Origin of the sequence: Rhizobium sp. Root1203 (genome assembly GCF_001424945.1) — a bacterium.
Lineage (GTDB): Bacteria > Pseudomonadota > Alphaproteobacteria > Rhizobiales > Rhizobiaceae > Rhizobium.
The window spans coordinates 66200-87279 of record NZ_LMCW01000010.1; the positions used below are offsets into that span (position 1 = coordinate 66200).

The 21080-nt window shown below is 58.4% G+C and carries 23 protein-coding genes; 15 read left to right on the forward strand and 8 right to left on the reverse strand.

Going from position 1 to position 21080, the window contains the following annotated elements:
• Positions 1-162 precede the first annotated feature (162 nt).
• Positions 163-915, forward strand: coding sequence for a metallophosphoesterase (locus ASC97_RS09730; protein WP_057468153.1), 753 nt, complete (start codon positions 163-165; stop codon positions 913-915).
• A gap of 93 nt (positions 916-1008) precedes the next feature.
• On the opposite strand, the gene ASC97_RS09735 is transcribed toward ASC97_RS09730, so the two are convergent.
• From ASC97_RS09735 to ASC97_RS09765, 7 genes are all read right to left on the reverse strand, one after another.
• Positions 1009-1245: a BrnA antitoxin family protein gene (locus tag ASC97_RS09735; RefSeq protein WP_057468154.1), complete on the reverse strand. Its 237-nt coding sequence runs from the start codon at positions 1243-1245 to the stop codon at positions 1009-1011.
• Between the two features lie 151 nt (positions 1246-1396).
• Positions 1397-2266 carry an LssY C-terminal domain-containing protein gene (locus ASC97_RS09740; protein WP_057468155.1) on the reverse strand — a complete coding sequence of 290 codons (870 nt, stop codon included), beginning with the start codon at positions 2264-2266 and terminating at the stop codon, positions 1397-1399.
• 162 nt (positions 2267-2428) lie between these two features.
• Positions 2429-3400: an ornithine cyclodeaminase family protein gene (locus ASC97_RS09745; protein WP_057468156.1), complete on the reverse strand. Its 972-nt coding sequence runs from the start codon at positions 3398-3400 to the stop codon at positions 2429-2431.
• Positions 3401-3480: 80 nt separating this feature from the next.
• Positions 3481-4128: an amino acid ABC transporter permease gene (locus tag ASC97_RS09750; RefSeq protein ID WP_057468157.1), complete on the reverse strand. Its 648-nt coding sequence runs from the start codon at positions 4126-4128 to the stop codon at positions 3481-3483.
• Positions 4125-4793 (reverse strand): amino acid ABC transporter permease, encoded by a 669-nt coding sequence (locus ASC97_RS09755; protein ID WP_057468158.1) that lies wholly within the window; start codon positions 4791-4793, stop codon positions 4125-4127. Before ASC97_RS09755 ends, ASC97_RS09750 begins: the two co-directional genes overlap by 4 nt.
• 36 nt (positions 4794-4829) lie before the next feature.
• The gene (locus ASC97_RS09760) at positions 4830-5621 is read right to left on the reverse strand and encodes a transporter substrate-binding domain-containing protein (RefSeq protein ID WP_057468159.1); all 792 of its coding nucleotides are present in this window, start codon (positions 5619-5621) and stop codon (positions 4830-4832) included.
• Between the two features lie 43 nt (positions 5622-5664).
• Positions 5665-6735, reverse strand: coding sequence for an agmatinase (locus tag ASC97_RS09765; protein WP_057468160.1), 1071 nt, complete (start codon positions 6733-6735; stop codon positions 5665-5667).
• A gap of 256 nt (positions 6736-6991) precedes the next feature.
• Here ASC97_RS09765 and ASC97_RS09770 point away from each other — a divergent pair, with 256 nt between their 5' ends.
• The 6 genes from ASC97_RS09770 to ASC97_RS09795 all read left to right on the forward strand — a co-directional run bounded on the left by ASC97_RS09770 (position 6992) and on the right by ASC97_RS09795 (position 12473).
• Positions 6992-8071: an ABC transporter substrate-binding protein gene (locus ASC97_RS09770; RefSeq protein WP_057468161.1), complete on the forward strand. Its 1080-nt coding sequence runs from the start codon at positions 6992-6994 to the stop codon at positions 8069-8071.
• A gap of 86 nt (positions 8072-8157) precedes the next feature.
• Entirely contained in the window at positions 8158-9042 is an 885-nt protein-coding gene (locus ASC97_RS09775) for an ABC transporter permease (RefSeq protein ID WP_057468195.1), read from the forward strand.
• Positions 9039-9878: an ABC transporter permease gene (locus tag ASC97_RS09780; protein ID WP_057468162.1), complete on the forward strand. Its 840-nt coding sequence runs from the start codon at positions 9039-9041 to the stop codon at positions 9876-9878. The genes ASC97_RS09775 and ASC97_RS09780 overlap by 4 nt, the downstream gene beginning before the upstream one ends.
• 10 nt (positions 9879-9888) lie before the next feature.
• A complete protein-coding gene (locus ASC97_RS09785; protein WP_057468163.1) occupies positions 9889-10953 on the forward strand; it encodes an ABC transporter ATP-binding protein in 1065 nt (354 codons plus the stop codon).
• 187 nt (positions 10954-11140) lie between these two features.
• The gene (locus ASC97_RS09790; RefSeq protein WP_057468164.1) at positions 11141-12001 is read left to right on the forward strand and encodes a LysR family transcriptional regulator; all 861 of its coding nucleotides are present in this window, start codon (positions 11141-11143) and stop codon (positions 11999-12001) included.
• Between the two features lie 115 nt (positions 12002-12116).
• Complete coding sequence (locus tag ASC97_RS09795; RefSeq protein WP_057468165.1) at positions 12117-12473, forward strand: Rid family hydrolase; 357 nt, start codon at positions 12117-12119, stop codon at positions 12471-12473.
• A gap of 127 nt (positions 12474-12600) precedes the next feature.
• On the opposite strand, the gene ASC97_RS09800 is transcribed toward ASC97_RS09795, so the two are convergent.
• Positions 12601-14142: an MFS transporter gene (locus tag ASC97_RS09800; RefSeq protein WP_057468166.1), complete on the reverse strand. Its 1542-nt coding sequence runs from the start codon at positions 14140-14142 to the stop codon at positions 12601-12603.
• 162 nt (positions 14143-14304) lie between these two features.
• Between ASC97_RS09800 and ASC97_RS09805 the strand changes: the two genes are divergently transcribed.
• The 8 genes from ASC97_RS09805 (at position 14305) to ASC97_RS09840 (ending at position 20872) form a co-directional block, all read left to right on the forward strand.
• Positions 14305-15213 carry a LysR family transcriptional regulator gene (locus ASC97_RS09805; protein WP_057468167.1) on the forward strand — a complete coding sequence of 303 codons (909 nt, stop codon included), beginning with the start codon at positions 14305-14307 and terminating at the stop codon, positions 15211-15213.
• A 329-nt stretch (positions 15214-15542) separates the two neighbouring features.
• Positions 15543-16313, forward strand: coding sequence for a GntR family transcriptional regulator (locus tag ASC97_RS09810; protein WP_057468168.1), 771 nt, complete (start codon positions 15543-15545; stop codon positions 16311-16313).
• Complete coding sequence (kduI, locus tag ASC97_RS09815; protein ID WP_057468169.1) at positions 16310-17146, forward strand: 5-dehydro-4-deoxy-D-glucuronate isomerase; 837 nt, start codon at positions 16310-16312, stop codon at positions 17144-17146. Before ASC97_RS09810 ends, kduI begins: the two co-directional genes overlap by 4 nt.
• A 4-nt stretch (positions 17147-17150) precedes the next feature.
• Complete coding sequence (kduD, locus tag ASC97_RS09820) at positions 17151-17909, forward strand: 2-dehydro-3-deoxy-D-gluconate 5-dehydrogenase KduD (RefSeq protein WP_057468170.1); 759 nt, start codon at positions 17151-17153, stop codon at positions 17907-17909.
• A 45-nt stretch (positions 17910-17954) separates the two neighbouring features.
• Positions 17955-18638, forward strand: coding sequence for an amino acid ABC transporter permease (locus ASC97_RS09825; protein WP_057468171.1), 684 nt, complete (start codon positions 17955-17957; stop codon positions 18636-18638).
• 7 nt (positions 18639-18645) lie between these two features.
• Entirely contained in the window at positions 18646-19299 is a 654-nt protein-coding gene (locus ASC97_RS09830; protein ID WP_057468196.1) for an amino acid ABC transporter permease, read from the forward strand.
• Entirely contained in the window at positions 19283-20011 is a 729-nt protein-coding gene (locus tag ASC97_RS09835; RefSeq protein WP_057468172.1) for an amino acid ABC transporter ATP-binding protein, read from the forward strand. The genes ASC97_RS09830 and ASC97_RS09835 overlap by 17 nt, the downstream gene beginning before the upstream one ends.
• 63 nt (positions 20012-20074) lie before the next feature.
• Positions 20075-20872, forward strand: a complete 798-nt coding sequence (locus ASC97_RS09840) for a transporter substrate-binding domain-containing protein (protein WP_057468173.1) — start codon at positions 20075-20077, stop codon at positions 20870-20872.
• The last annotated feature ends 208 nt before the right edge of the window (positions 20873-21080 follow it).

The following is a 21080-nucleotide window of genomic DNA, read 5'->3' on the forward strand; positions in this document are numbered from 1 at the left end:
CCATTCTCCGAAGATGCGGACGTGTCGTTGGGCGGGTCCAATCGGATCGCGCCTAGCGGCACCAACATCTCATCTTGCGGAGTTGGCGAGAGGTGACGTAAAGCCTAGGCCGGTTGACGGGTGACGCCGGGCAGTGGTTGCTTTTGGGAGAAAATAGTGGATATGACCGACAATATGCCGTCCGATATTTATGCAATCGCCGACATCCACGGGCGCGCCGACCTTCTCGAAGCAATGCTCCGCCATATCGCTGTCGCCTCCCGCGAACGCCGATCGAAGCCGATCGTGATCTTTTTGGGCGATCTGATCGACAGGGGGCCCCGGAGTCCGCATGTGCTTGATCTTGTGGCCTCGACACTTTCTCTCTATCCCGGCTCGCGACTGGTTTTGGGAAACCACGATTTTTACCTGCGCGCTTTGCTTCGCGAGGAACTCTCCTACGAAGACGCCGTCAACTGGATGGATTGGGGTGGGGTCGCAACCGTAAGCGCCTATTCCGATCGCCCGGTGCCTGATTTCAAGGGTATCGCCGCTGACATTCGTGACGCCTTTCCGCACCATTCCCATCTGTTGGAGAACGCGTTGACGTATAAAGAGATCGGTCGCTTCTGCTTTGTTCATGCTGGAATCCGCCCGGGAGTCCCGCTCAGAGCGCAGACTGATTACGACTTGCGATGGATACGCTCTGGTTTTCTCGACCATATGGACGCTTTCGACCATATAGTCGTGCATGGTCACACGATCACAAGCTCATTGCGCCCCGAAGTTTACGCCAATCGTATCGCGGTCGATACCGCAGCGTATCGAACCGGTCGCCTGAGCGCTGCCGTCATCCGGCAAGACACATTGTCCAATTTTATCTGTACGCATCTGATTGCGAACGGAGAGATCGCAGTAGAAGAGTGGTTGCCCTGACGCATCAGGTCAGGGCGTTCATGTTTCGTGCAGCCGCCCCGAAGCGCCGATTTCCAGCAGCTTGGAGGATGATCTTAAAGCCGCCGCCGTCGTTCAGCGATCATCGTTCATGGCGGCCAGCAGCACATCATTGATGCGCTCCTGCCATCCTGGACCCTCCGCCTGAAAATAGGCGAGCACGTCGCTGTCGAGTTTCAGGCAGACTTGCTCCTTGACGTTCGGTGGCGCTCGCCGCTCGACGGCAGGTGGTTCGGCCAACTTCTTTGCAGGTTTGAACAAGGCTTCCGCGGCGTCAAGGGGATTGATCGGGCGGCGTGGTGCTCGTGGCATGGTTCTCTCCAATGTCCCCATCGATTAGTCAGGTAGTCTCTCTCGACGAGCTTGTCCATGCTGTGGCCAACAATGACGTGAGTCAAAATGATCTCGACCCGACACGGTACATCTGGATTTCGGTCCGACGCTGGCGCGCGCGAAGCTCGGATCAATCTTTGCCTGGCTCGACAGCAGCTGCGTCGTCATCATCCGTGGCACCGACAGTCAACCGTGCAAACGCGACCTCGCCATCGGTGATGTAATGGTTAACCTTTCCCGTCACCAATCGTGAACCAGACCGGTGCCACGCGACATCCCCGACCACGCCCTTTACTCTCAGCTCATCGACTATGTAGTCCCGCTCGGCGTTTGTATCCGAATCGGTAGCATGTGTAACTTGGAACGTAAGCCAGGTTAGAGAAAGGCCGGTATCTCTGGTGCCCGCCCCAACCCACAGTACGGGCTCGTCGGGCGACGGCTTGTCCTTATTCAACCAGAAGCTCGTTGAATTCATGTCGTCCTCTGAATGGGCGAGACCAAGGGCCCAGAATCGGATGTGGTGGCGCTTGCGGGGGCTGTCGTCGATGGGCTCTTGGAATCCAATGTCCTGCCGTCGCCCAAAGAGATAGAAAGTGCTGAACGGTGCGGTGGGATAGGCAGAGCCCTTCAAAAACGCTCGGATCATTCGCAACGAGCTTGCGGTCCCCAAACGATCGGCGGTAGACCAGCCTGCTGTTGCAAAGGCCTCGCAGAGCTGTTGAAGAGTTCCTATGAGGACGACGTTGACAGGATCGCCGGCCAGGCCATCAGCGGCGATCGTATATCTGGGGATGACCCCCCGATGAAGCACCTTCAGATACAACCGGACCACGTTCGGTAGAATGATATACGCAGCCACGCCATATGTAACGCACACCGCAAGAACCCATGGCAGTCTATGGTCAGCCGTATCAAAAACGACGAACACTATCAGCCAGACGCTCAGGACCCCAAGACAGAAGACCAGAAACCTCTGGAAAAGGCGCGTCAGCAATCTCATAACGCTTTCTCCGTCTAGCGTCTGGCGAACCTGCCGTTCGTCAGGGGGATTTTACACGAAAGTCTCCGAATGACATCGCCGCTGTTGCTCGTTGCAGGCGACCTCGTTGTTCCTCCGCTGTCGTGCCGGCGTCGAGCAGTCCCTATGGCCCGGCCTTGCAAGTCACGCGGCGGCCAATGATGCATCGTACACCATCGTCGCAGCCGCGAGATCCGCCAATGCCGTGCCAACCGCCTTGTAAAGGGTGATCTCCTCGTTGGACTGGCGTGCATGGACGTCCCGCCGGCACAGTTCGTCAAGCCTTGCGCACACCATCTCGGCGGAAAAAACGCCAGCCTTGATGGGCTGGACGAGGTCACCAGCTTCATGAAGGGCTTCGGTGGTATCGATATAGACTGCAGATCGCCGCACCGCGTCGTCATCTGCTTCACGCATCGCCGGCGTGAAACCGCCGATCAGGTCCAGATGTGTGCCAGGACGCAACCACTCTCCCTTGACCAGCGGGGCCGTTGCCAAGGTTGCAGCACTGACGATATCGGCGCCACGGACCGCTCGTTCGAGGTTGTCTGCGACGGATACACTCAGCCCCTGTCGCTCGAGCTTTCGCGCCAGTCGTGCCGCGTTCTCCGCGTCGATATCCCATATCACGACGTGCTCAATTCGCCGAACCGCCAGGTAGGCATCTGGAAGCAGGCTTGCCACGCGCCCGGCGCCGATCACCAGCAATCGACTGGCATCCTTGCGCGCAAGATAATCCGCCGCGAGTGCCGATGCTGCCACTGTCCTGCGCGTTGTGATGGAATTTCCGTCGATCAACGCAAGCTGCTCGCCCGTTCTCCCGTCGTAGAGCAAATAGGTCGAGGTCAATCCGGGAATTCCGCGGGCCGTATTTCCGGGAAAGACAGTGACTATCTTGATGCCCAGATAGCTGGAAGCGCTCTGCGGATCATGCCATGCAGGCATCAAGAGCAGGGTCGCATCCGGATCCCCGTCGGTGGCTATCGTGTGGTGATGCCGTACCGGCACAACACAACCTTCCGCAAATGAGCGCCGCAAGGTTTCAATCAAAGGAGCGAAGGGAAGAAGGGCGCATGTAGCGTCTGCATCGAAGCTGCTGATTCGCGCATCAATCATGAAATAAACTCCCGTGGAATTTGACCGACCGTCATTCAATCCGTCGCAACCTGGATTCGACCGCCTTGGGCGGCCGGCGCTCAATGAACTGGAGCCTTCCGCTCGAGCATCCGTGCATACTGGGTGAGCGGATAGCAGAGCAGAAAGAAGATCACTGCGACCAAGCCATAGACTTTGAAGGGTTCGAAGGTCGCGTTGTTTATTGCGTTCGCGGTTCTCATGAGTTCCTCAAATCCGAGGATGGACGTCAAGGCTGTGCTCTTGATCAATTGCACGAGGAAGCCGACAGTGGGCGCACGCGTGATGCGAAAAGCCTGCGGCAAAATGATGAGCCGCAGCTCTTGCAGGCGGTGTAGTCCAAGGCTCGCCCCCGCATCCCACTGGCCGCGTGGTAGAGCTTCGACGCCGCTTCGCCATATCTCCGCCAGATAGGCACTGGCGTAGAACGTTAGCCCGAACACCGCAGCCGTCCACGGCTCTATTCGAAAACCCAGCATCGGCAACCCGAAGAACATCAGGAAGAGTTGCATCAGGAGCGGTGTTCCCTGAAACAGCGCGATATAGCCTGACGCGAGGCGGCGCAGCCAGGGTGCTTTCGATATCCGGCCAAACAGGATCACCAGGGCGACGGCAGCCCCGCCAACAAAAGCGGCGATCGACAGGAGAACTGTCCAGCGTGTCGCAAAGGCGAGATTGCGCAGAATATCCCAGAACGTGAACTCAATCATGATACCCCGGCTCCTAGAAACCTGCGCCCGGTGGCAATGAGCAACCGCCGAAGGCCAGCAGACATCGCAAGGTAGATCATCGTCACGACAAGATATGTCTCGAAAGAACGGAAGGTGCGCGCTTGCAGGAGGTCGGCCTCCTGCGCCAGCTCTCGAACTGAAATCTGTGAGACGACCGCCGATTCCAGCATCATGATGATGATCTGGCTTGTCAGCGCTGGAAAGATGATGGTGAGCGCCTGGGGTAGGACGACCTTAAAGAACACGTGCCGTGGCTTGAGCCCAAGGGCGCGTGCCGCCTCGCTTTGTCCCTTCGGTATCGCATCTAGCCCTGCGCCGACGACCTCGGTCGTGTAGGCCGCCATGTTTAGGGTCATGGCGAGTATGGCGGCGGTCACGGGATCGAGACGAATTCCAAGTGTGGGAAGTCCGAAGAAAATGAAGAACAGCTGGACGAGGAACGGGGTGTTGCGGATCACTTCGACATAGATGCCGACAGCCCGCCGCAGCCAGCCGTACCGTCCTCTTCGCGCAGCTGCACCGAAGACGCTGAGCACCGTGCCGAAAACGGTGGTGCAGGCAATCAGCATAAGCGTCATGCCGGCACCATAGGCAAGCGCTCCCGCGCTGTCCCAAAGCCAGTCGAATCCAAGGCTATAGGTCATCGCCGCTCCTTGCGCGCGTGGGAGCGCTCATTGTGGTCAGTCTTTGAGGTTTTCAGGATTGAGCGGTGTCTTCAGCCAAGCTTTGGAACTTGCATCGAGTTTTCCCTCGGCCACCATCTTGGCAACGGCGTCGTTGACCGCCTTCTTCAGACCTTCCTCACTCTTGCGCAGAGCGATATGCGAAGGCGAGGTCAGGAGCTGGAATTTCTGTTCCGGCTTCAATGCATCCTGGCGGGCGAGAACCTGGGCACCAACGTCGTTGCCGACGACCATCAACTGGGTTTGGCCTGAAATGAACGCCTGTATGACCGAGTTGTAGTTCTCGAAGCGCTGGATTGTTGCCGATGCCGGCGCGGCAGCGGTCAAAGAGGTATCTTCCAAGGTGCCCCGATTGACGGCAATCGTCTTGTCGGCCAGATCGTCCTTGCTGCTGATTGCGAGTGCCGCAGGGGCGATGACCGCGATGTAATATGGAGCGTATGCAGCCGCATAATCGAGGACTTCCGCGCGCTCCTTGGAATACCCCACGCTCATCAGGATATCCACGCGCTTGTCGTTCAGATAGGCGATCCGGTTTTGCCCGGTGACACTTACCAGGTTGAGTTTCACCCCAAGACTGTCGGCAATGTCCTGCGCGACATCGATGTCGTATCCCTTGATGCTCATGTCGGCGCTGGCCGAAGAGAATGGAGGGAAATCGGAGAATATGCCGACGCTGATCTGGCCGGAGGCCTTGATGTCGGCGAGTTGGTCGGCGTGGGCCGATAATCCCACAAGAGCAAAGGCAGCGACGGCAGCAGCCGTGCATAGTTTTCTATGAATTGTCATTTTTGTTCCCCTTTTTTGGTTTTGTGGATGGTTTGAATGAGGTTTATTTCCGCATCAGGCGGCGCGCGTGTGCGGATGGACTAAGCATCGCAAGACATAGAAGTTCGAACAGGACCTGGGCGGCTACCTGCGCCGTATTGGTCGTCGGGTCGTATTGCGGCGCGATTTCCACAACGTCACCTCCTACCAGGTTGATCCCTTGAAAGCCTCGCAACATGGCCAGAGCTTCCCTCGGAAGAAGGCCTCCGACCTCAGGCGTTCCAGTTCCAGGCGCAAAAGCAGGATCCAGGCTGTCAACGTCAAAACTGAGATAGGTAGGGCCGGATCCAACAACCTCGAGAGCTCGGGCGATCACAGCCTTGATACCCATTTCAGCGACCTCTTCGGCGTGTATAACCGTCATGCCGGAGGCGAAAGAGAATTCCCAGAGATACTCCCCACCGCCGCGAATGCCGATCTGGATCGTGCGTCGTGGATCAAGAACCCCGGCAAGTACGGCCTCCCGGAAGGGGGCTCCGTGATGAAATTTCGAACCCTCGTAAGGCCCCGCCGTATCGCAATGGGCGTCAATATGGATCATACCCACTGGCGCGTTGGCCGCAAGCCCCTTGAGGATGGCGCCGGAAATCGAATGGTCGCCGCCTACCGACAGAGGTATCGCCCTGGTGCCGGAAATCATGCGGTAGCACGCTTCGATGTCTGCGTGACATCCAGCGAGGTCAAAGCGGCTTCTCATCGGCACATCGCCGACATCGGCAACCTTCATCTTGCCCATGGGCGCAACCCGGAGGACGTGTTCATAGGGTCCAACCCGCTCGATTGCACGAACCGCCCGCGGCCCCAGGCGTGCGCCGGCACGATTGGTTACACCGAGATCCATTGGCACACCGATCAAGGCGACATCCAACGTATCGAGAACCTCCGGTCGCAGGCCATTTTCAATGAATGGCGCATCAAGGAAGGTTGCCGGATCCGCAAACGGCCACTTGCGGCTGTCGCCGTCCTTGAAGACGCTTGCGGCAACTTCGCGAAAGTGTGGATCTTGCATTTCGCCGCCGGCTGCGTTGCCGAAGCGGTTGCGCAAGTCCTCCAGAAAATCCTGGTCAATCGTCAAGATACGCTCCACGGTTCAGATATCGTGGCGCCATCATTCGCTTTGGGGAGAACCCTTTGGAACCTCGAAAATTCAAGAGCGACTATAACGATTCCTGATACCCACACGCTGCATGCCGACGAGATACAAGGGGCACATATTCAGAAAATGTTATAGCCTAGAGACGTTTTTCCCACTACCGCCGGCAACAACGCCCAAGCAGTCTTCCCTTCGAACAAGAGGCCGCATCGTGACGGCCACAACAAGGGAACTGACCATGTTGCACAATATGACACGTCGACGTTTCATGGGATCTGCCGTTGCTCTTGGAGCTGCCGGAACGATTGCGGGGCTTGCACGGCCGGTGGCCGCAGGGACCAGCGCAGATCTTACAGCAGTCGAATGGGGCGGAGACGTTGTCGAAGCCATGAAGCAGGTGGCGGCCGCGCAGAACGGCGCGACATTCAACTGGGTCCTTCATCAGGGTGGGGCGGGTGCGATCCTGCCAAAGATAAAAGCGGCTTGGCCAAACGTCGATTTTGACTACGTCGCCGGATGGGAAGGCTCTTTCAACAGCATGGTCAAAGAAGACTGGCTGGAGACCATCAACCCCGCAGACATTCCCAACCTTGCCGACATCCCGGAAAAAATTATCATTCGGGATGCCAAAGGCAACATAAAGGCCGTCCCCCGCGCAGTCGGCGGCATGTATTTCGGGGCTCGATCCGACACTGCGCCTCTGGTCATCAAGACGATCGACGATCTTCTGAGCCCCGACCTGAAGGGCGCCATATGCTGGCCTGGTCCGACGCAGAGCATGATGCTGCAGATCGTGGCCCTCGCGCTCCACGCAGGAGGCAGCGAAACCAACATGGAGCCAGGCTGGAAGCTCATGAAAGAGCTTGCAAAATCGGGAAATATTGGCCGGGTCGCCGTAACTGACATCGATTTTACCAATTCCCTGACGTCCGGGGAAACCTCGGTTGGCTTTTTCGCTGAACCCGGCTGGGCGGCGGTGGCGAAAAACTTCCCCGTTACGCGCTTTACCAAGGATGCCAATTTCAAGGCATTCCTCTATCAGAGCGGCTTCGGTGTCTTGAAGAATAGACCAAATACGAAGGCGACCCTGGACTTTGTCAACTTCGCCATCAGCCCCGAAATGAACGCGCTCTACGCGAAGGTGGCGGGCGAAGCGCCGCTCAATGCCAAGGCAATGACGCCCGACAATCTGAAGCATCTCGCCTTCACGCCCGACGAGTTCGCACGTTCGGTCTACGTTCCCGATTACAATGTCGTTCTTGAGCAGCAGGATGCCTGGTCCAAGCGCTGGGAGCAGGACATCGCGCCGTTGCTCTGATCAATAGCGATGAGGTTCTCGGGGGCGCCATCGTGCGCCTTCGAGAGTTTTTTCTGACGCGTGTTGAGCGAGAATAGGCTGTGATCATGAACAAAGCCATGCGGCGCTCTGCCGCCATTTCGATTTCGGACTACCGCGACACGGTCATCGCACTTGGGCCTGCCCTGGTCGTATTCGCCTTCGGTTTTCTTTCGCCACTGATCAACCTGGCCATCGAAAGCTTGAAGCAATTCACACCGGGACGCGTGGGTTCCGTCGAAGGCGCCGTATCAACGGTCCAGAATTATCACGAGCTCGCAAACCAGGCGTTCGTGAACGTCTTGGTCACGACATTCTGGATCGGTGGCGTGGCAGCAATCGTCGGGCAGCTCGTTGCTTTTCCTCTCGCTTACTTCATCGTGCGGCGGCTTTCACCGCGTATGCGTACAGTCACGCTTGGGTTTCTCATAACGCTTGTGCTGTCGAGCGTCTTGATCAAGACATACGCGATCGAACTGACTTTCGGCTCGGTCGGCATCCTGCGGCCGCTGCTTTTAAGCGTGGGCCTTTCGCCGAATAGCCGTGAGTACATCAATCTTGTCGTTATCGCGGGACTGGTTCACTCGATCATACCTGTCGCGACGCTGACGCTGATGGGGGCGATGCAATCGATCGATCCGCGCCTCCTCGACGCTGCCCAATCGCTCGGTGCGCCCGGTTGGAAAGCTCATCTGTCGATTACGCTTCCGCTCAGCCTTCCCGCGCTTGTTTCTAGCACCCTCGTTTCGCTGACTTTTGCGATCAGTGCCTTCGTCATACCGATGGTGCTCGGGAGAGGGCGTGTCCTGTTCGTGTCGAATGTGATCTACACGCGCTTCAGCGACATCGCCAACTATCCGAGTGGAGCTGCGATCTCGCTCGTCATGCTCGCTGCAGCGCTTTCGGTGATCGCGTTCATAACGTTTGCGCAATCGTGGAGGGGCTCGAGATGATCATCCGTTTTTCCGGCAAGCGATTTGGCGACGGGATCGCCAGTGTTCTCGCCTACGGGGTGATCGGGCTCGGAGCAGCGTTTCTTGCGGTACCGCTGGCGATGACGTGCCTGATGGCGTTCGACGCCCGGTCCTATCTCGGTCCGTTGCCGCCTCCGGCACTGTCGCTTCACTGGTTCGAAAAACTTGTCTCCCAAGCGGAGATTCTTACCAGCCTTCGCACAAGCATCATTCTAGCGGTGTTGACCACGGCCCTGTCGGTCTCGATCGGGACAGCTGCGGCAGTTGGCCTCGTAAGCCGGAGCTTTCCAGGAAAGGCGGCGCTGACGTCGGCCTTCCTGTCACCTTTGGTCGTCCCTCCCGTCGTTATCGGATTTGGCTTGCTGCTGTTCCTCTCAAAGGCCGGTATCACCAATGGCTTTGCGCGCATGCTTCTTGGCCACGTGATTGTGACCGCGCCCTATTGCATAAGAACAAGTCTTGCCAGTCTTCTTGGCAGCGACAGGCGATTGACGGAAGCTGCGATGGTCCTCGGCGCGACGGAGCGCCAAGCGTTCTGGACGATCACGATACCGCTTATGAAGACCGGCATTATTACCGGGGCGATCTTCGCGTTCGCCATTTCCATGGACGACGTTTCAATCAGTCTTTTCCTGAGTGACCCGTCCGCCACGACCTTGCCTGTCACGCTTGTCAGCAACATGCGCGCTGCCTTCGATCTGACGATAGCTGCTGCAGCTGTGGTCTTGATGGCGGCAACTGTGCTGCTGATCGTTATCCTCGACCGGCTCGTCGGATTCGACAACGTCGTCGGCCAAGGTCTGTTTCGTTCATGAGGAGAGTACGATGATGTCTGCCGTTGAATTTCGAGGCGTCGGCAAGCGCTTCGGCGATACCGTCGCGCTCGGTGACGTATCCTTTTCTGTGGCGCCCGGCGAAACGATCGCGCTGCTCGGTCCGAGTGGTTGCGGCAAGACTACGATCCTTCGTCTAATCGCAGGATTTGAGCGGCCCGATAGCGGCACGATCACTATCGCGGGCAAGTCGATGGCCGGATTGAAACCTTACGAGCGCAATGTCGGTCTGCTGTTCCAGCACTACGCTCTCTTCCCGCATATGACAGTTGAACAGAATATCGGCTACGGGCTTCGCCACCGCGGCCACCCGACAGCAGAGATCCCCGCACGTGTTGCCGAAATGCTGGAGCTTGTGCAGCTATCGGGTTTCGGGCATCGACGTCCACATCAGTTGAGCGGGGGACAGCAGCAGCGCGTAGCCTTGGCGCGAGCTCTTGCGACACATCCCAGTCTCCTCCTCCTCGACGAGCCCCTATCTGCCCTTGATGCCAAGCTCAGGCACGAACTGCGCACCGAGCTGAAGGACGTTCTCGCTGCGGTCGGTTCAACCGCAATCGTGGTAACCCACGACCAGGAAGAAGCGATGAGCCTCGGGGAGCGCATATTTGTCATGAGCCGGGGCGCCATCATGCAGTCGGGCAAACCCGACGATGTCTACTGGCGTCCCAGTTCGCGCTTCGTTGCAGATTTCATGGGGAGAGCAAACTGGATCAGGGGATCCATCGTCGCTTCGAATGGAGCACTGTCCAGGTTTCGTTCTGACGCCGGGTGGGAATTTCCGGTTGCTTCACCCGGCAACAGAGGCAGCGTGCACGAGGTTTGCGTGCGACCCGAGAGCGTTGAGATATCGTCCTCGGCCAGCCCGACACCTAGCATGACAGGGCGGGTTGCAGAGATCGTGATGCTCGGTGCCTTCAGACATGTCTTCGTAGAACTTGCCAGTGGCGATCGCGTCGTCTCAGCCTGTCAGAACCGTCCGGACATTTCATTCGAGCGCGGGCAGGAGGTGGGTGTTTCCATGCCGCCACAAGCTTGCGTCCTGTTTGAGCGATAGGCGCGCAATTGCGGGCGCGACATGAAGCGAGCGTCTGACCCGCGAAACCCGGCTGCCCCGAAGCCGCAGTTGCGCCTGGACTGGAGATCGTTCAATGTCGCGCGCGGATGTGGATGTCACAAACGTCTAAACCAGCCGGGACGCTGTAGACACGCGACCCGTAGTACAGGCGAAAACGCGGTTATTCATGCTTGATCTCGACTCTTATCTGTTGCGGGCATTCCTGACGGTCGCAGAAATCGGGACCGTCAACGGCGCGGCGGCAAAACTGCATCGAACCCAGGCGGCGGTCAGCATGCAAATCCGTAAACTGGAGGAGCTTGTTGGCGTCACGCTTTTTTCCCGGTCTTCCAAAGGACTGGAACTGACGGCTCATGGTCAGATCATGGTCGCCTATGCGCGCGAGATCGTGTTGCTCAGTGACGAGGTCGGACGAAGACTGACGGGAAAGATGATCGAAGGCCGGATCCGCCTGGGGGTCGTGGAGGATTTCGCAGCCAGCCGGTTGATCGATATCCTTCGTGACTTCAGAGTTCAAAATCCGAAGGTGGACATCGACATTATTGTTGAACCAAATCGACGTTTGGCTGACATGTTCGAAGAGGGAAAACTCGATCTGGCGGTTTGCGATATTACCGTTCTCAGCAGGAAGCCCATCCTGATCTGGACAGAATATCTGACCTGGGCTGTGAGATCGGATTTTGTCGTTGATGCGAGCAGGCCTCTGCCGGTCATCATGTTTGACGACAGCTGCCCCTGGAATGTCCGGACCATAGCGACCTTGTCGCAAAGAAACATAAAATGGAAAACCGCGTGCGTTGCATCGACCCTCGTTGCGATGGCCACAGCCGTGCGGGTAGGAATCGGTATCGGCCCGATGCTTGCAGCCACGATTCCCGAGGGATGTCGCGCGCTCGACAAGGCGACGGATCTCCCTGGTGCCGTGCGCATCGAGATCGGTTTTTATGCACAGTCGGATGCGTCTGACGGCGTGCGGTATCTCGTTGAATTCGTCTCGCGACATACTGCGATGGCCGACCGGCCTTAAGGTCCCGTTATACCAGCAAAAAATAAATCGCCCTATTCAAGGGCCGCGATAGACTCCAGTTTGTCTATTCGGCGGGTTTCTGCCCGCAGCCGAATGAATCAGGGATTGCACGAACATGACGATGGGGAGAGCCGCTTCGGACGAGTTTTCTCCGGTCCAAACGATACAATTCATCGGGCTGACTGCCACCGATGCTGCGGGCGCTGGAGTTGGCGCGCAAACGAAAGAGATACTGCATCGCATCGACAACCTGCTCAGGGAGGCAGGAACAGACAAGTCGGAACTCATCCACGCCAATATCTGGCTACGCAATATCAAATCATTTTCCGAAATGGACGCAATTTGGGACGCATGGGTGGTGCCCGGTGGAACACCTCGCCGCACGACATTCGAAGACCGGGGTCTGCCCCGCTCGTGTGATGTGCGAGTCGACCTGGTTGCGTGGCGTCGAACAGAGGAGCATGACGGATAGACTGTCGTTTGCTGCTGCCTTGAAAATGGCGTTGGACCATATCTTTGCGCGGAGAGAAACAGCAAAGGTCGCCCCGAGGAGCAGCATCCGACGATCTGCTGGTGCACCGAGCTGTTCGACCCACTTGTCACGACTGTTTGGCAGTCGAGCATCTCAGGGCATGTTCCTTCTTTGGGCCGCGTCCGAAGACGAAGATGCTCGCTGCGGCCGACAGCCAGGCGGCGATCGCGCCGTAGAGCATAACCCAGCCAAAACCCTGCTGCAATGCCGCATGAACGACGGTATTCGATAGGCCGTGATCGGAAGACAGCATGCCGCCGGCTGATATTTTTTCCGCGAGCATTCGGAGATCGGTGTCGGAGACTTGACCGAGAAGAGAGCTTTGCAGCGAGGACAGCACGCCCTCGACAAGTATGAGACCCATGAGCGCGATGTTGATCGCGAGCGAAATCATTCGGGCGCTGGTGTCGATGCCCGAGGCCATGCCGGCTCGCTCTGCAGCGACCGCGCCGGTTGCTGCGTTGGTGACAGTTGTATTAGTGAAGCCAAGGCCGATGCCCGCCAACACGCAACCTGGCAGCATTGTCAGCCAGCCAGCGTTGGAAACGCTGCTGCCGAGCTTCATCATCAGGAAGCCGAGACCGATCGTGAACAAGCCGGCTGGAATGACGATCCCCGGACGCAGGCGAAGCATCAGGCGTTCAGCAAAGGGCGGCACAACGAGAGGTGGAAGCGTGTAAGCCAGCAAGGCGATGCTTGCCGCCACGCCGTCATATCCGAGGCCGGCCTGAAACCAGATTGGCAGATAAATCATGAACGGCCAGAAGCTGACGTTCATGCCGGCCGAGCCCAACAGTGCACCGGAGAAACTGCGGATGCGAAACACCGAAAAATCGAACATTGGCCGGGCGCTTACTCTTTCGGCGATCACGAACCCGATCAGACTGACGATGGCGATGCCGAGGATCGACAGGGCCGTCAGGCTGGCAAAGCCGAGTTCGGGGCCTTGGGTAATGAAATAGGCGAGGCTAAAGACCGCGGCCGACAAAGTGACAATGCCAGTTTTGTCAAGGCTATCGGCATTTGGATCGCGTGATTCCTGCACGCCGGCAAGCGCAAGCGCCATCGTCACCCCCGAAAGCCCGACGTGGACGAGAAATACCCATTCCCAACTCAAGACCGCGACCGTAGCGCCACCGACGATTGGGCCAAAACCGAGGCCGACCCCAAAGATTACGCCCCACCAGCTGAATGCGATCCCGCGCTGGCGGCCGGATTGGAACTGATGTGACAAAACGGCGATCTGGCAGATGAGCATTGCGCCGCCGGCCATACCCTGGAGTACGCGGGCAATGATCAATATCGAAACGTTGTCGGTCAGCCCGCAGATCAACGAGGCTAAACCGAACGCGCCGATACCGGCGAGGAAGATCCGCTTGCGTCCGTAGCGGTCGGCCAAAGTGCCAGCGGCCATCAGAACCGTTGTGACGGCGATGGTGTAGGCGTTCATAATCCATTGCAGCTGTTTGAAATCCGCGTCGAGCACTTTCTCCAGCGTCGGAAGGATTGCCGGAATGCTTGAAATTTCGAGGCCAAACATCAGCGATGAGAAGCAGACGGCTGCAAGCGCCAGTGCGCTGCGGCAGGTGACGGGTTGGTGCATATTCATGATCTTCCGATGTGGAGCGGAGCACGAGGAAGGCCAGTTTTCGCCATTCTATATGCTCCGCACGCATTGATATCGTGTAGGCAGGAGCACTCTACTTGGTACTTGATCACAACTAAATTATATGATTGGCTATTTCAGAGATAACAAAAACGGATAATAGCGATGGCGACGCTGGATATAGACTCGGTTCGGTCCTTTGTCGCGATTGCGGATTTTCAGAGCTTTACTCGCGCGGCGGAGTTCCTCGGAAGCACGCAAGGGGCGATCAGTGTAAAGTTGAAACGGCTCGAAGATAGGCTCGGTGTCAGGCTGCTCGAGCGGACGCCGAGGCAGGTTCGGCTTTCGGCGCAGGGTGCTGCATTTATCGAGGGCGCGCGTGAGTTTCTCGCTGCCCATGAACGCGCTCTGTCGGGGTTGTCGTCGACGCGGCGCCGATTTGGACTTGGCATCGCTGCTCATGTCGCCGGACCTGAAGTGCCGACATTGCTGGCGCGTCTTTATGCCCATGACCCCGGCCTCTGCATTGAGGTGCGGCTTGAAACGTCGAGAAACTTGCTTGGCGCTTTTGAACGGGGAGAGCTTGATGCCGTCATCATCCGGCGCGATGAGGACCGGCGCGACGGCGAGACGCTTGGGCCGGAACACTTCGGCTGGTTCGCTTCACCCAGTTTTGGACGCGCGCCAGGCGAGCCGCTTCGGCTGGCGGCGCTTGCGCCGCTCTGTGGTGTTCGTGATATCGCCACCCGCGCACTTGATGGCGTTGGTGTTCCTTGGGTCGAGGTTTTCGTCGGCGTCTCGACTGCCGTTAATGCGGCAGTCTCCGCGGGATTGGCCGTTGCCCCGTTCTCCTGTCGCCTCGCGCCCGCAGATACTATTGAAGTGAGCAAGCGCTTCGACCTGCCGCCGCTTCCGTCTTCGGAAATTGTTCTTCACTCGACCTTGACCGATGCGCGCTCCCGTAAAGCCTTGCAAACGCTTGCCGCTGCTTTCAGGGAGCGGCACGCGACGTCGATCGAAGCCGGGACCTCGGCTGAGAAGACCTGGCCGAGGATCGAGCTCTCGGCCTCCTGACCGCTGGGCGCTCAAAGCCGCCGGCTGCCCTCAGTGGCTTGGATTTCGGCATATCCCTGAATTGAGGGCAGGCCCGTTCCCTATCGACCTGAAGCTTGTTGAGACGCTCGCAATCCAGGGTTCCAGACGTTCACCGAGCGAAGCGCTACGGCGGCGCATGCCCGTCCGTCACGCGCTGCGTAACATTCCCGAACCAATAGCAAGCCGCAATTTCCAAAGTTGCCCATTGCATCGACTTGGATACTAATATACTACTTACCTAAGAGTGAGGCGGCGACCGGCGAGGCAGTCGTCAGAGGGAAGGATCTTGACGTGACGGGACAGACATCGTGAGCGACGTCCGCAAGAAGCGATCATTGGCAGGTGTCACCGATCTTTCGCATCAGCGCGCTGCCGCGCCGCGCGCAGCAACGCTCGTCTACAGTGCCCTCCGCGACGACATTATTTCGCTCCGCCGCAAGCCGATGGATCTTCTCAACGAGAAAGAGCTCGAAGCGCAGTTTGGCGTTAGCCGCACGCCCATTCGCGAGGCCATGCTGCGGTTGTCAGATGACGGGCTTGTCGATGTGTTTCCACAGTCCGGCACGTTCGTTTCCCGCATTCCGCGGCGCGCCCTCTACGAAGCTATCCTTGTGCGCAAGGCGTTGGAGGATACAACTGTCTCGATCGCCGTAGAAAAGATAACACCGCCAGGCATTCGCGCGCTCGAGCGCAATCTTGCCGATCTCAGCGCCTGCGTTCGCGACGATGATGTTGCGGTCTTCCATGTCGTCGATAACGACTTCCACAAGCTGATCAGCGACATCGCCGGCTTCCCCGGAATCTGGGCCATAATTCAGCAGGTGAAGGTTCACAGCGACCGCTACCGCCTTCTGACGCTGCCGCAGGAAGGTCGTCTGGCCCGCGTTATTGAAGAGCATTCCGTTGTCGTCGACTGCATAAGGAAGGGCGACAGGGCCGGAGCCGCCTCGGCCATGGGGTTCCACCTCGGCAAGCTGTTGCACGAGGTCGAGACGTCCGAAATCTGGGATCCCAAATATTTCATCGAGGATTCGAAAACTCCGTTGGCATCCGTAGACCGCAAGGAAAGAAATCAATGAAAATCGAAGTCCGCCACGCCTCCCATCCCGAGGCAGTCCGTGCTTTCGACACCGAGACGCTCCGCCGTCACTTCCTGGTCGAGACCGTCTTTTCGCAGGGCGAGATCCGGCTCACCTACTCGCACTACGATCGAATGGTGATCGGGGGTGCGACCCCGCTCGGCGCGGCGCTGGCGCTTGGTGCTCCGAAGGAGATCGGCCAGGAGACCTTTTTTTCCGAGCGTGAACTAGGGGCTCTGAACGTCGGCGGCGAAGGTCGCGTGATCGTCGGTGGCAAGGCATACGATCTTGCCAAGTATGACTGCCTCTACATCGGGAAGGGCGCCAAGGATGTCACCTTTGAGAGCGCCGATGCGGCAAATCCCGCCAAGTTCTACCTCGTCTCGACGCCCGCTCATGAGACACATCCGACCGTGCTCTTGACCCGCGACAAGGCCCGTCACCTAACGCCGGGCGAGGCCGCGACAGCCAACAAGCGCTCGATTTACCAGTTCATTCATCCAGAGGTTTGTCAGTCCTGCCAACTCACCATGGGCTTTACAATGATCGAGCAGGGAAGTGTCTGGAATACCATGCCGTCTCACACGCACGACCGGCGGATGGAAGCCTACCTGTACTTCGATCTCGAAAAGGAGCAGCGCGTGTTCCACTTCATGGGCGAGCCGCAGCAAACCCGCCACATGCTGGTCGCCAACGAGCAGGCGATCATCTCGCCGCCCTGGTCGATCCATTCGGGTGCCGGGACCAAAAACTACAGCTTCATCTGGGCGATGGCCGGAGACAACAAAAGCTTCACCGACATGGACCATATCGCCATTGCGGATCTGAGGTAGCACGATGGCCGCCAATCCATTTGACCTCTCTGGCCGGACCGCTCTCGTTACCGGCGCCAATACGGGCATAGGGCAGGGCATTGCTCTCGCACTCTCCGAGGCCGGTTGCTCGATCGTTGCCGTCGGTCGCTCCTCGATGGAGGAGACCGAGGCACTCGTTACCAAGGCTGGTGTCCGCTTCCACGCCATCAAGGCCGACCTTGGCAGCATCGCCCCGGTCAAGGACATCGTCTCCGAGACCCTTCGCGTATCGGGCCGCCTGGACATTCTCGTCAACAATGCCGGCGTCATCCGCCGCGCCGACGCGGTCGACTTCACCGAAGAAGACTGGGATGCGGTAATCGACACCAATCTGAAGACGGCTTTCTTCCTGTCGCAGGCAGCCGGCCGGCACATGATCGAGAAGGGCAGCGGCAAGATCATCAACATTGCATCGCTTCTCTCGTTCCAGGGCGGCATCCGAATTCCGTCCTACACAGCGTCGAAGAGCGGCCTTGCCGGCATCACGCGGCTGCTCGCCTGCGAATGGGCGGGCAAGGGCGTCAACGTCAACGCGATCGCGCCGGGCTACTTCGTCACCAACAACACCACGGCTCTGCGCGACGACCCGGATCGCAGCGCTGCCATCCTGGCGCGAATTCCCGCCGGACGCTGGGGCATGCCGTCGGAGCTTGGCGGTGCAGCGGTGTTCCTGGCGTCGAACGCATCCGACTATATCCATGGCACCGTGATCCCCGTCGATGGCGGTTGGCTCGCGCGGTGAATGGCTGACTGAGTTCGCGCGTCCGCTGGCCGCCTGGGAGGAGACATGCAGTACCAGTTCGATTTTGCGGCGCTGATGCCCTATTGGCGGGATTTCCTGTCGGGCGCGCTGACGACAATCGAGATCACGTTGTTTTCGGTGGTGATCGGCCTTGCGATCGGCATTGCCTGCGCCATTGCCCGCCGCTCCCATGTGGCCGTTTTGCGTGCAATCGTCGGCGTGTACATCGAAGCGGTGCGCAACACGCCGTTCATCGTCCAGATCTTCTTCATCTTCTTCGGCCTGTCTTCCGTCGGATTCCGTCTGCCCATCATCGCGGCCTCGGTGTTTGCGATGGTGATCAATGTCGGGGCATACACCGCAGAAATCATTCGCGCGGGCATGGATTCGATCCATCCGAGCCAGATCGAGGCGGCCGAGGCGCTCGGACTTTCGAGGTTCCAGATCTACCGCGACATCATCCTTCTGCCGGCGATCGAGCGCGTTTATCCCGCTCTGTCCAGCCAATTCATCCTGATGATGCTGTCGACCTCGATCTGCTCGCAGATTTCTGCCGAAGAACTGACTGGCGTTGCCAACAACATCCAGTCGAACACCTTCCGCTCGCTGGAAACCTATTTCGTTGTCGCTTTTCTTTATATCGCAATTACCTACCTGATGCGTGTCGCCTTCTTCGGGATCGGCCTCATCGCATTCCCGCGCCGCCGTCGGCTCGGGCTCGGAGTGTGAGGTGACGATGCTCGGCGCGTTTTCAACCAATCACCTCTTTTACCTGCTGGACGGTCTGCTTTGGACCGTGGTGCTTTCGGCACTCGCCTTTATCCTTGGCGGCATAGCTGGTTTCTTCGTCATGCTCATGCGCATCTCGCGCTTGCGCTGGCTGCGGCGCACGGCGCTGGTCTACATCCAGATCGTCCAGGGCACACCGCTCCTGATTCAGATGTTCCTCCTCTATTTCGGTCTCGGTGTCTTCGGTATTTCGGTGCCGCCGCTTGTCGCCGCCGGCCTCGGCATGATGGTCTATTCGAGTTCCTATCTCGGCGAAATCTGGCGCGGATCGGTGGAATCAATCGCCAAGACGCAGTTCGAGGCCGCCGAATGCATGGGGCTGACACGCTGGCAGGCGCTGCTTGACGTCATCCTGCCGCAGGCCCTGAAGATCGCCACGCCGCCGACGGTCGGCTTCCTCGTGCAACTCGTCAAGAACACCTCGCTCGCCTCTGTCGTTGGCTTCCTTGAACTGACGCGCGCGGCCCAGGTCATCAACAACTCCCTGTTTCAGCCCTTCCTGGTCTTTGGTATCGCAGCGCTTTTTTACTTCTGCGTCTGCTACCCGCTGTCGGTCTGGAGCCGTTCGCTTGAGAGGAAACTCAATGTCGGCCGCCGTTAAACTCACCAATGTCGTCAAGCGCTTCGGTGCCTTGGAGGTGCTGAAAGGCGTCTCGTTTGAAATCAACACTGGCGAAGTCGTCGCGTTGATCGGCCAGTCGGGCTCCGGCAAGAGCACAGCCCTCCGCTGCATCAACCGGCTGGAAACGATCCAGGATGGAACGATTGAAGTCTGCGGTCACCGCGTCGAGGATCCGAAGCTCGATCTGCGAGCCCTGCGCCGCGACATCGGCATGGTGTTCCAGAGCTACAATCTCTTCCCCCACATGACGGTCGCTGAGAACATCATGCTTGCGCTTCGTCGCGTGAAATCGATACGCAAGGAAAAAGCCTTTGAGATCGCCAGACAGGTTCTCGCCAAGGTCGGCCTGTCGGAAAAGATCGACAACTACCCCGAACAGCTCTCCGGAGGCCAGCAGCAGCGCGTGGCGATTGCCCGTTCGCTCGCCATGCAGCCAAAAGTAATGCTGTTCGACGAAGTAACATCGGCGCTCGACCCGAAACTGACCGGCGAGGTGCTGAGGGTTATGGAAGATCTGGCGCGAGGCGGGATGACGATGATCGTCGTCACCCACGAAATGGGCTTCGCCAAGCGCGCCGCCAATCGTGTCATCTACATGCATACCGGAAAGGTTTGGGAGACGGGTGGGGCTGATATCCTCTCGAATCCGCAAACTCCGGAATTGAAGGAATTCATGGCCGAAGAGCTTTGAATCTGAGGAGGAGTACCTGCGCCAAGCGCAGCATCAATCAGGTAAACGAGAGAGGAGTCTCATATGCCGACAAAGTTGATTTCGAAACTGGCTTTTATCGCAGGAGCGAGCCTGTTAGCGCTGGCATCGGCTGCAAATGCGGACGTGCTCGACAATATCAAGAAGGCGGGCAAGGTGCGCATCGCGGTGGCGATGGGTATTCCGGAATACTCCTTCGTTGACGAAAACCTGAAGCCAACCGGCTCGGACGTCGAAACCGCAAAGCTGATCGCACATGATCTCGGCGTGGAGCTGGAACTGGTCGAAATTACCAATGCCGCCCGTGTACCGTCAGTCCAGACCGGAAAGGCCGACATGGTCGTTTCGTCCCTCGGCATCACCGAGGAGCGCAAGAAGGCGATCGACTATTCCGTTCCTTACGCAACTCTGGCCCTCGTCGTTGCCGGACCGGCCGACGTTGCAATCAAGGATTATACAGATCTGGCTGGCAAGCGCGTCGGCGTGACGCGGGCGACAACGAACGATCAGGATATCACCGCAAAGGCCAAGGATGCCGATATCGTCCGCTTCGAAGACGATGCGACGCTGATCACCTCGGTTGTTTCCGGCCAGGTCGATATCCTGTCGAGCCAGTCGGCGGTCATAAACGGCATCAATAAGAAGATGGCGAGCAACCCGCTGCAGCTGAAGTTCACGCAGAAAGAGACCAATCTCGGCATCGGTATCCCGAAGGGCGAAAATGAGTTGAAAGGCTGGCTCGATCAGTGGGTGAAGGTAAACTTTGACAACAAGGTTCTCCGTGACATCTACCGCAAGTTCCACAACGCCGAACTTCCGGACGACCTTACAGCGCGCCAGTAGTTGCAACGAGAGCGCCGCGGCCGTCGGCCCGGCGCTTTCAAGCGGACAACGCCGAGCTGGCCGGCCGAGCCGAAGCGGCTTCCGTCGTCGCCACCCTAGGCGGGCGCTGGATGAGATCACGTTCGGACAGGTTGGGCGCTCGCCTGCCAATTCGTTGGCCACAAGGAGAAACTGGAAAAATCCTCGTGTTCGCCATCCCCGTCGCGTC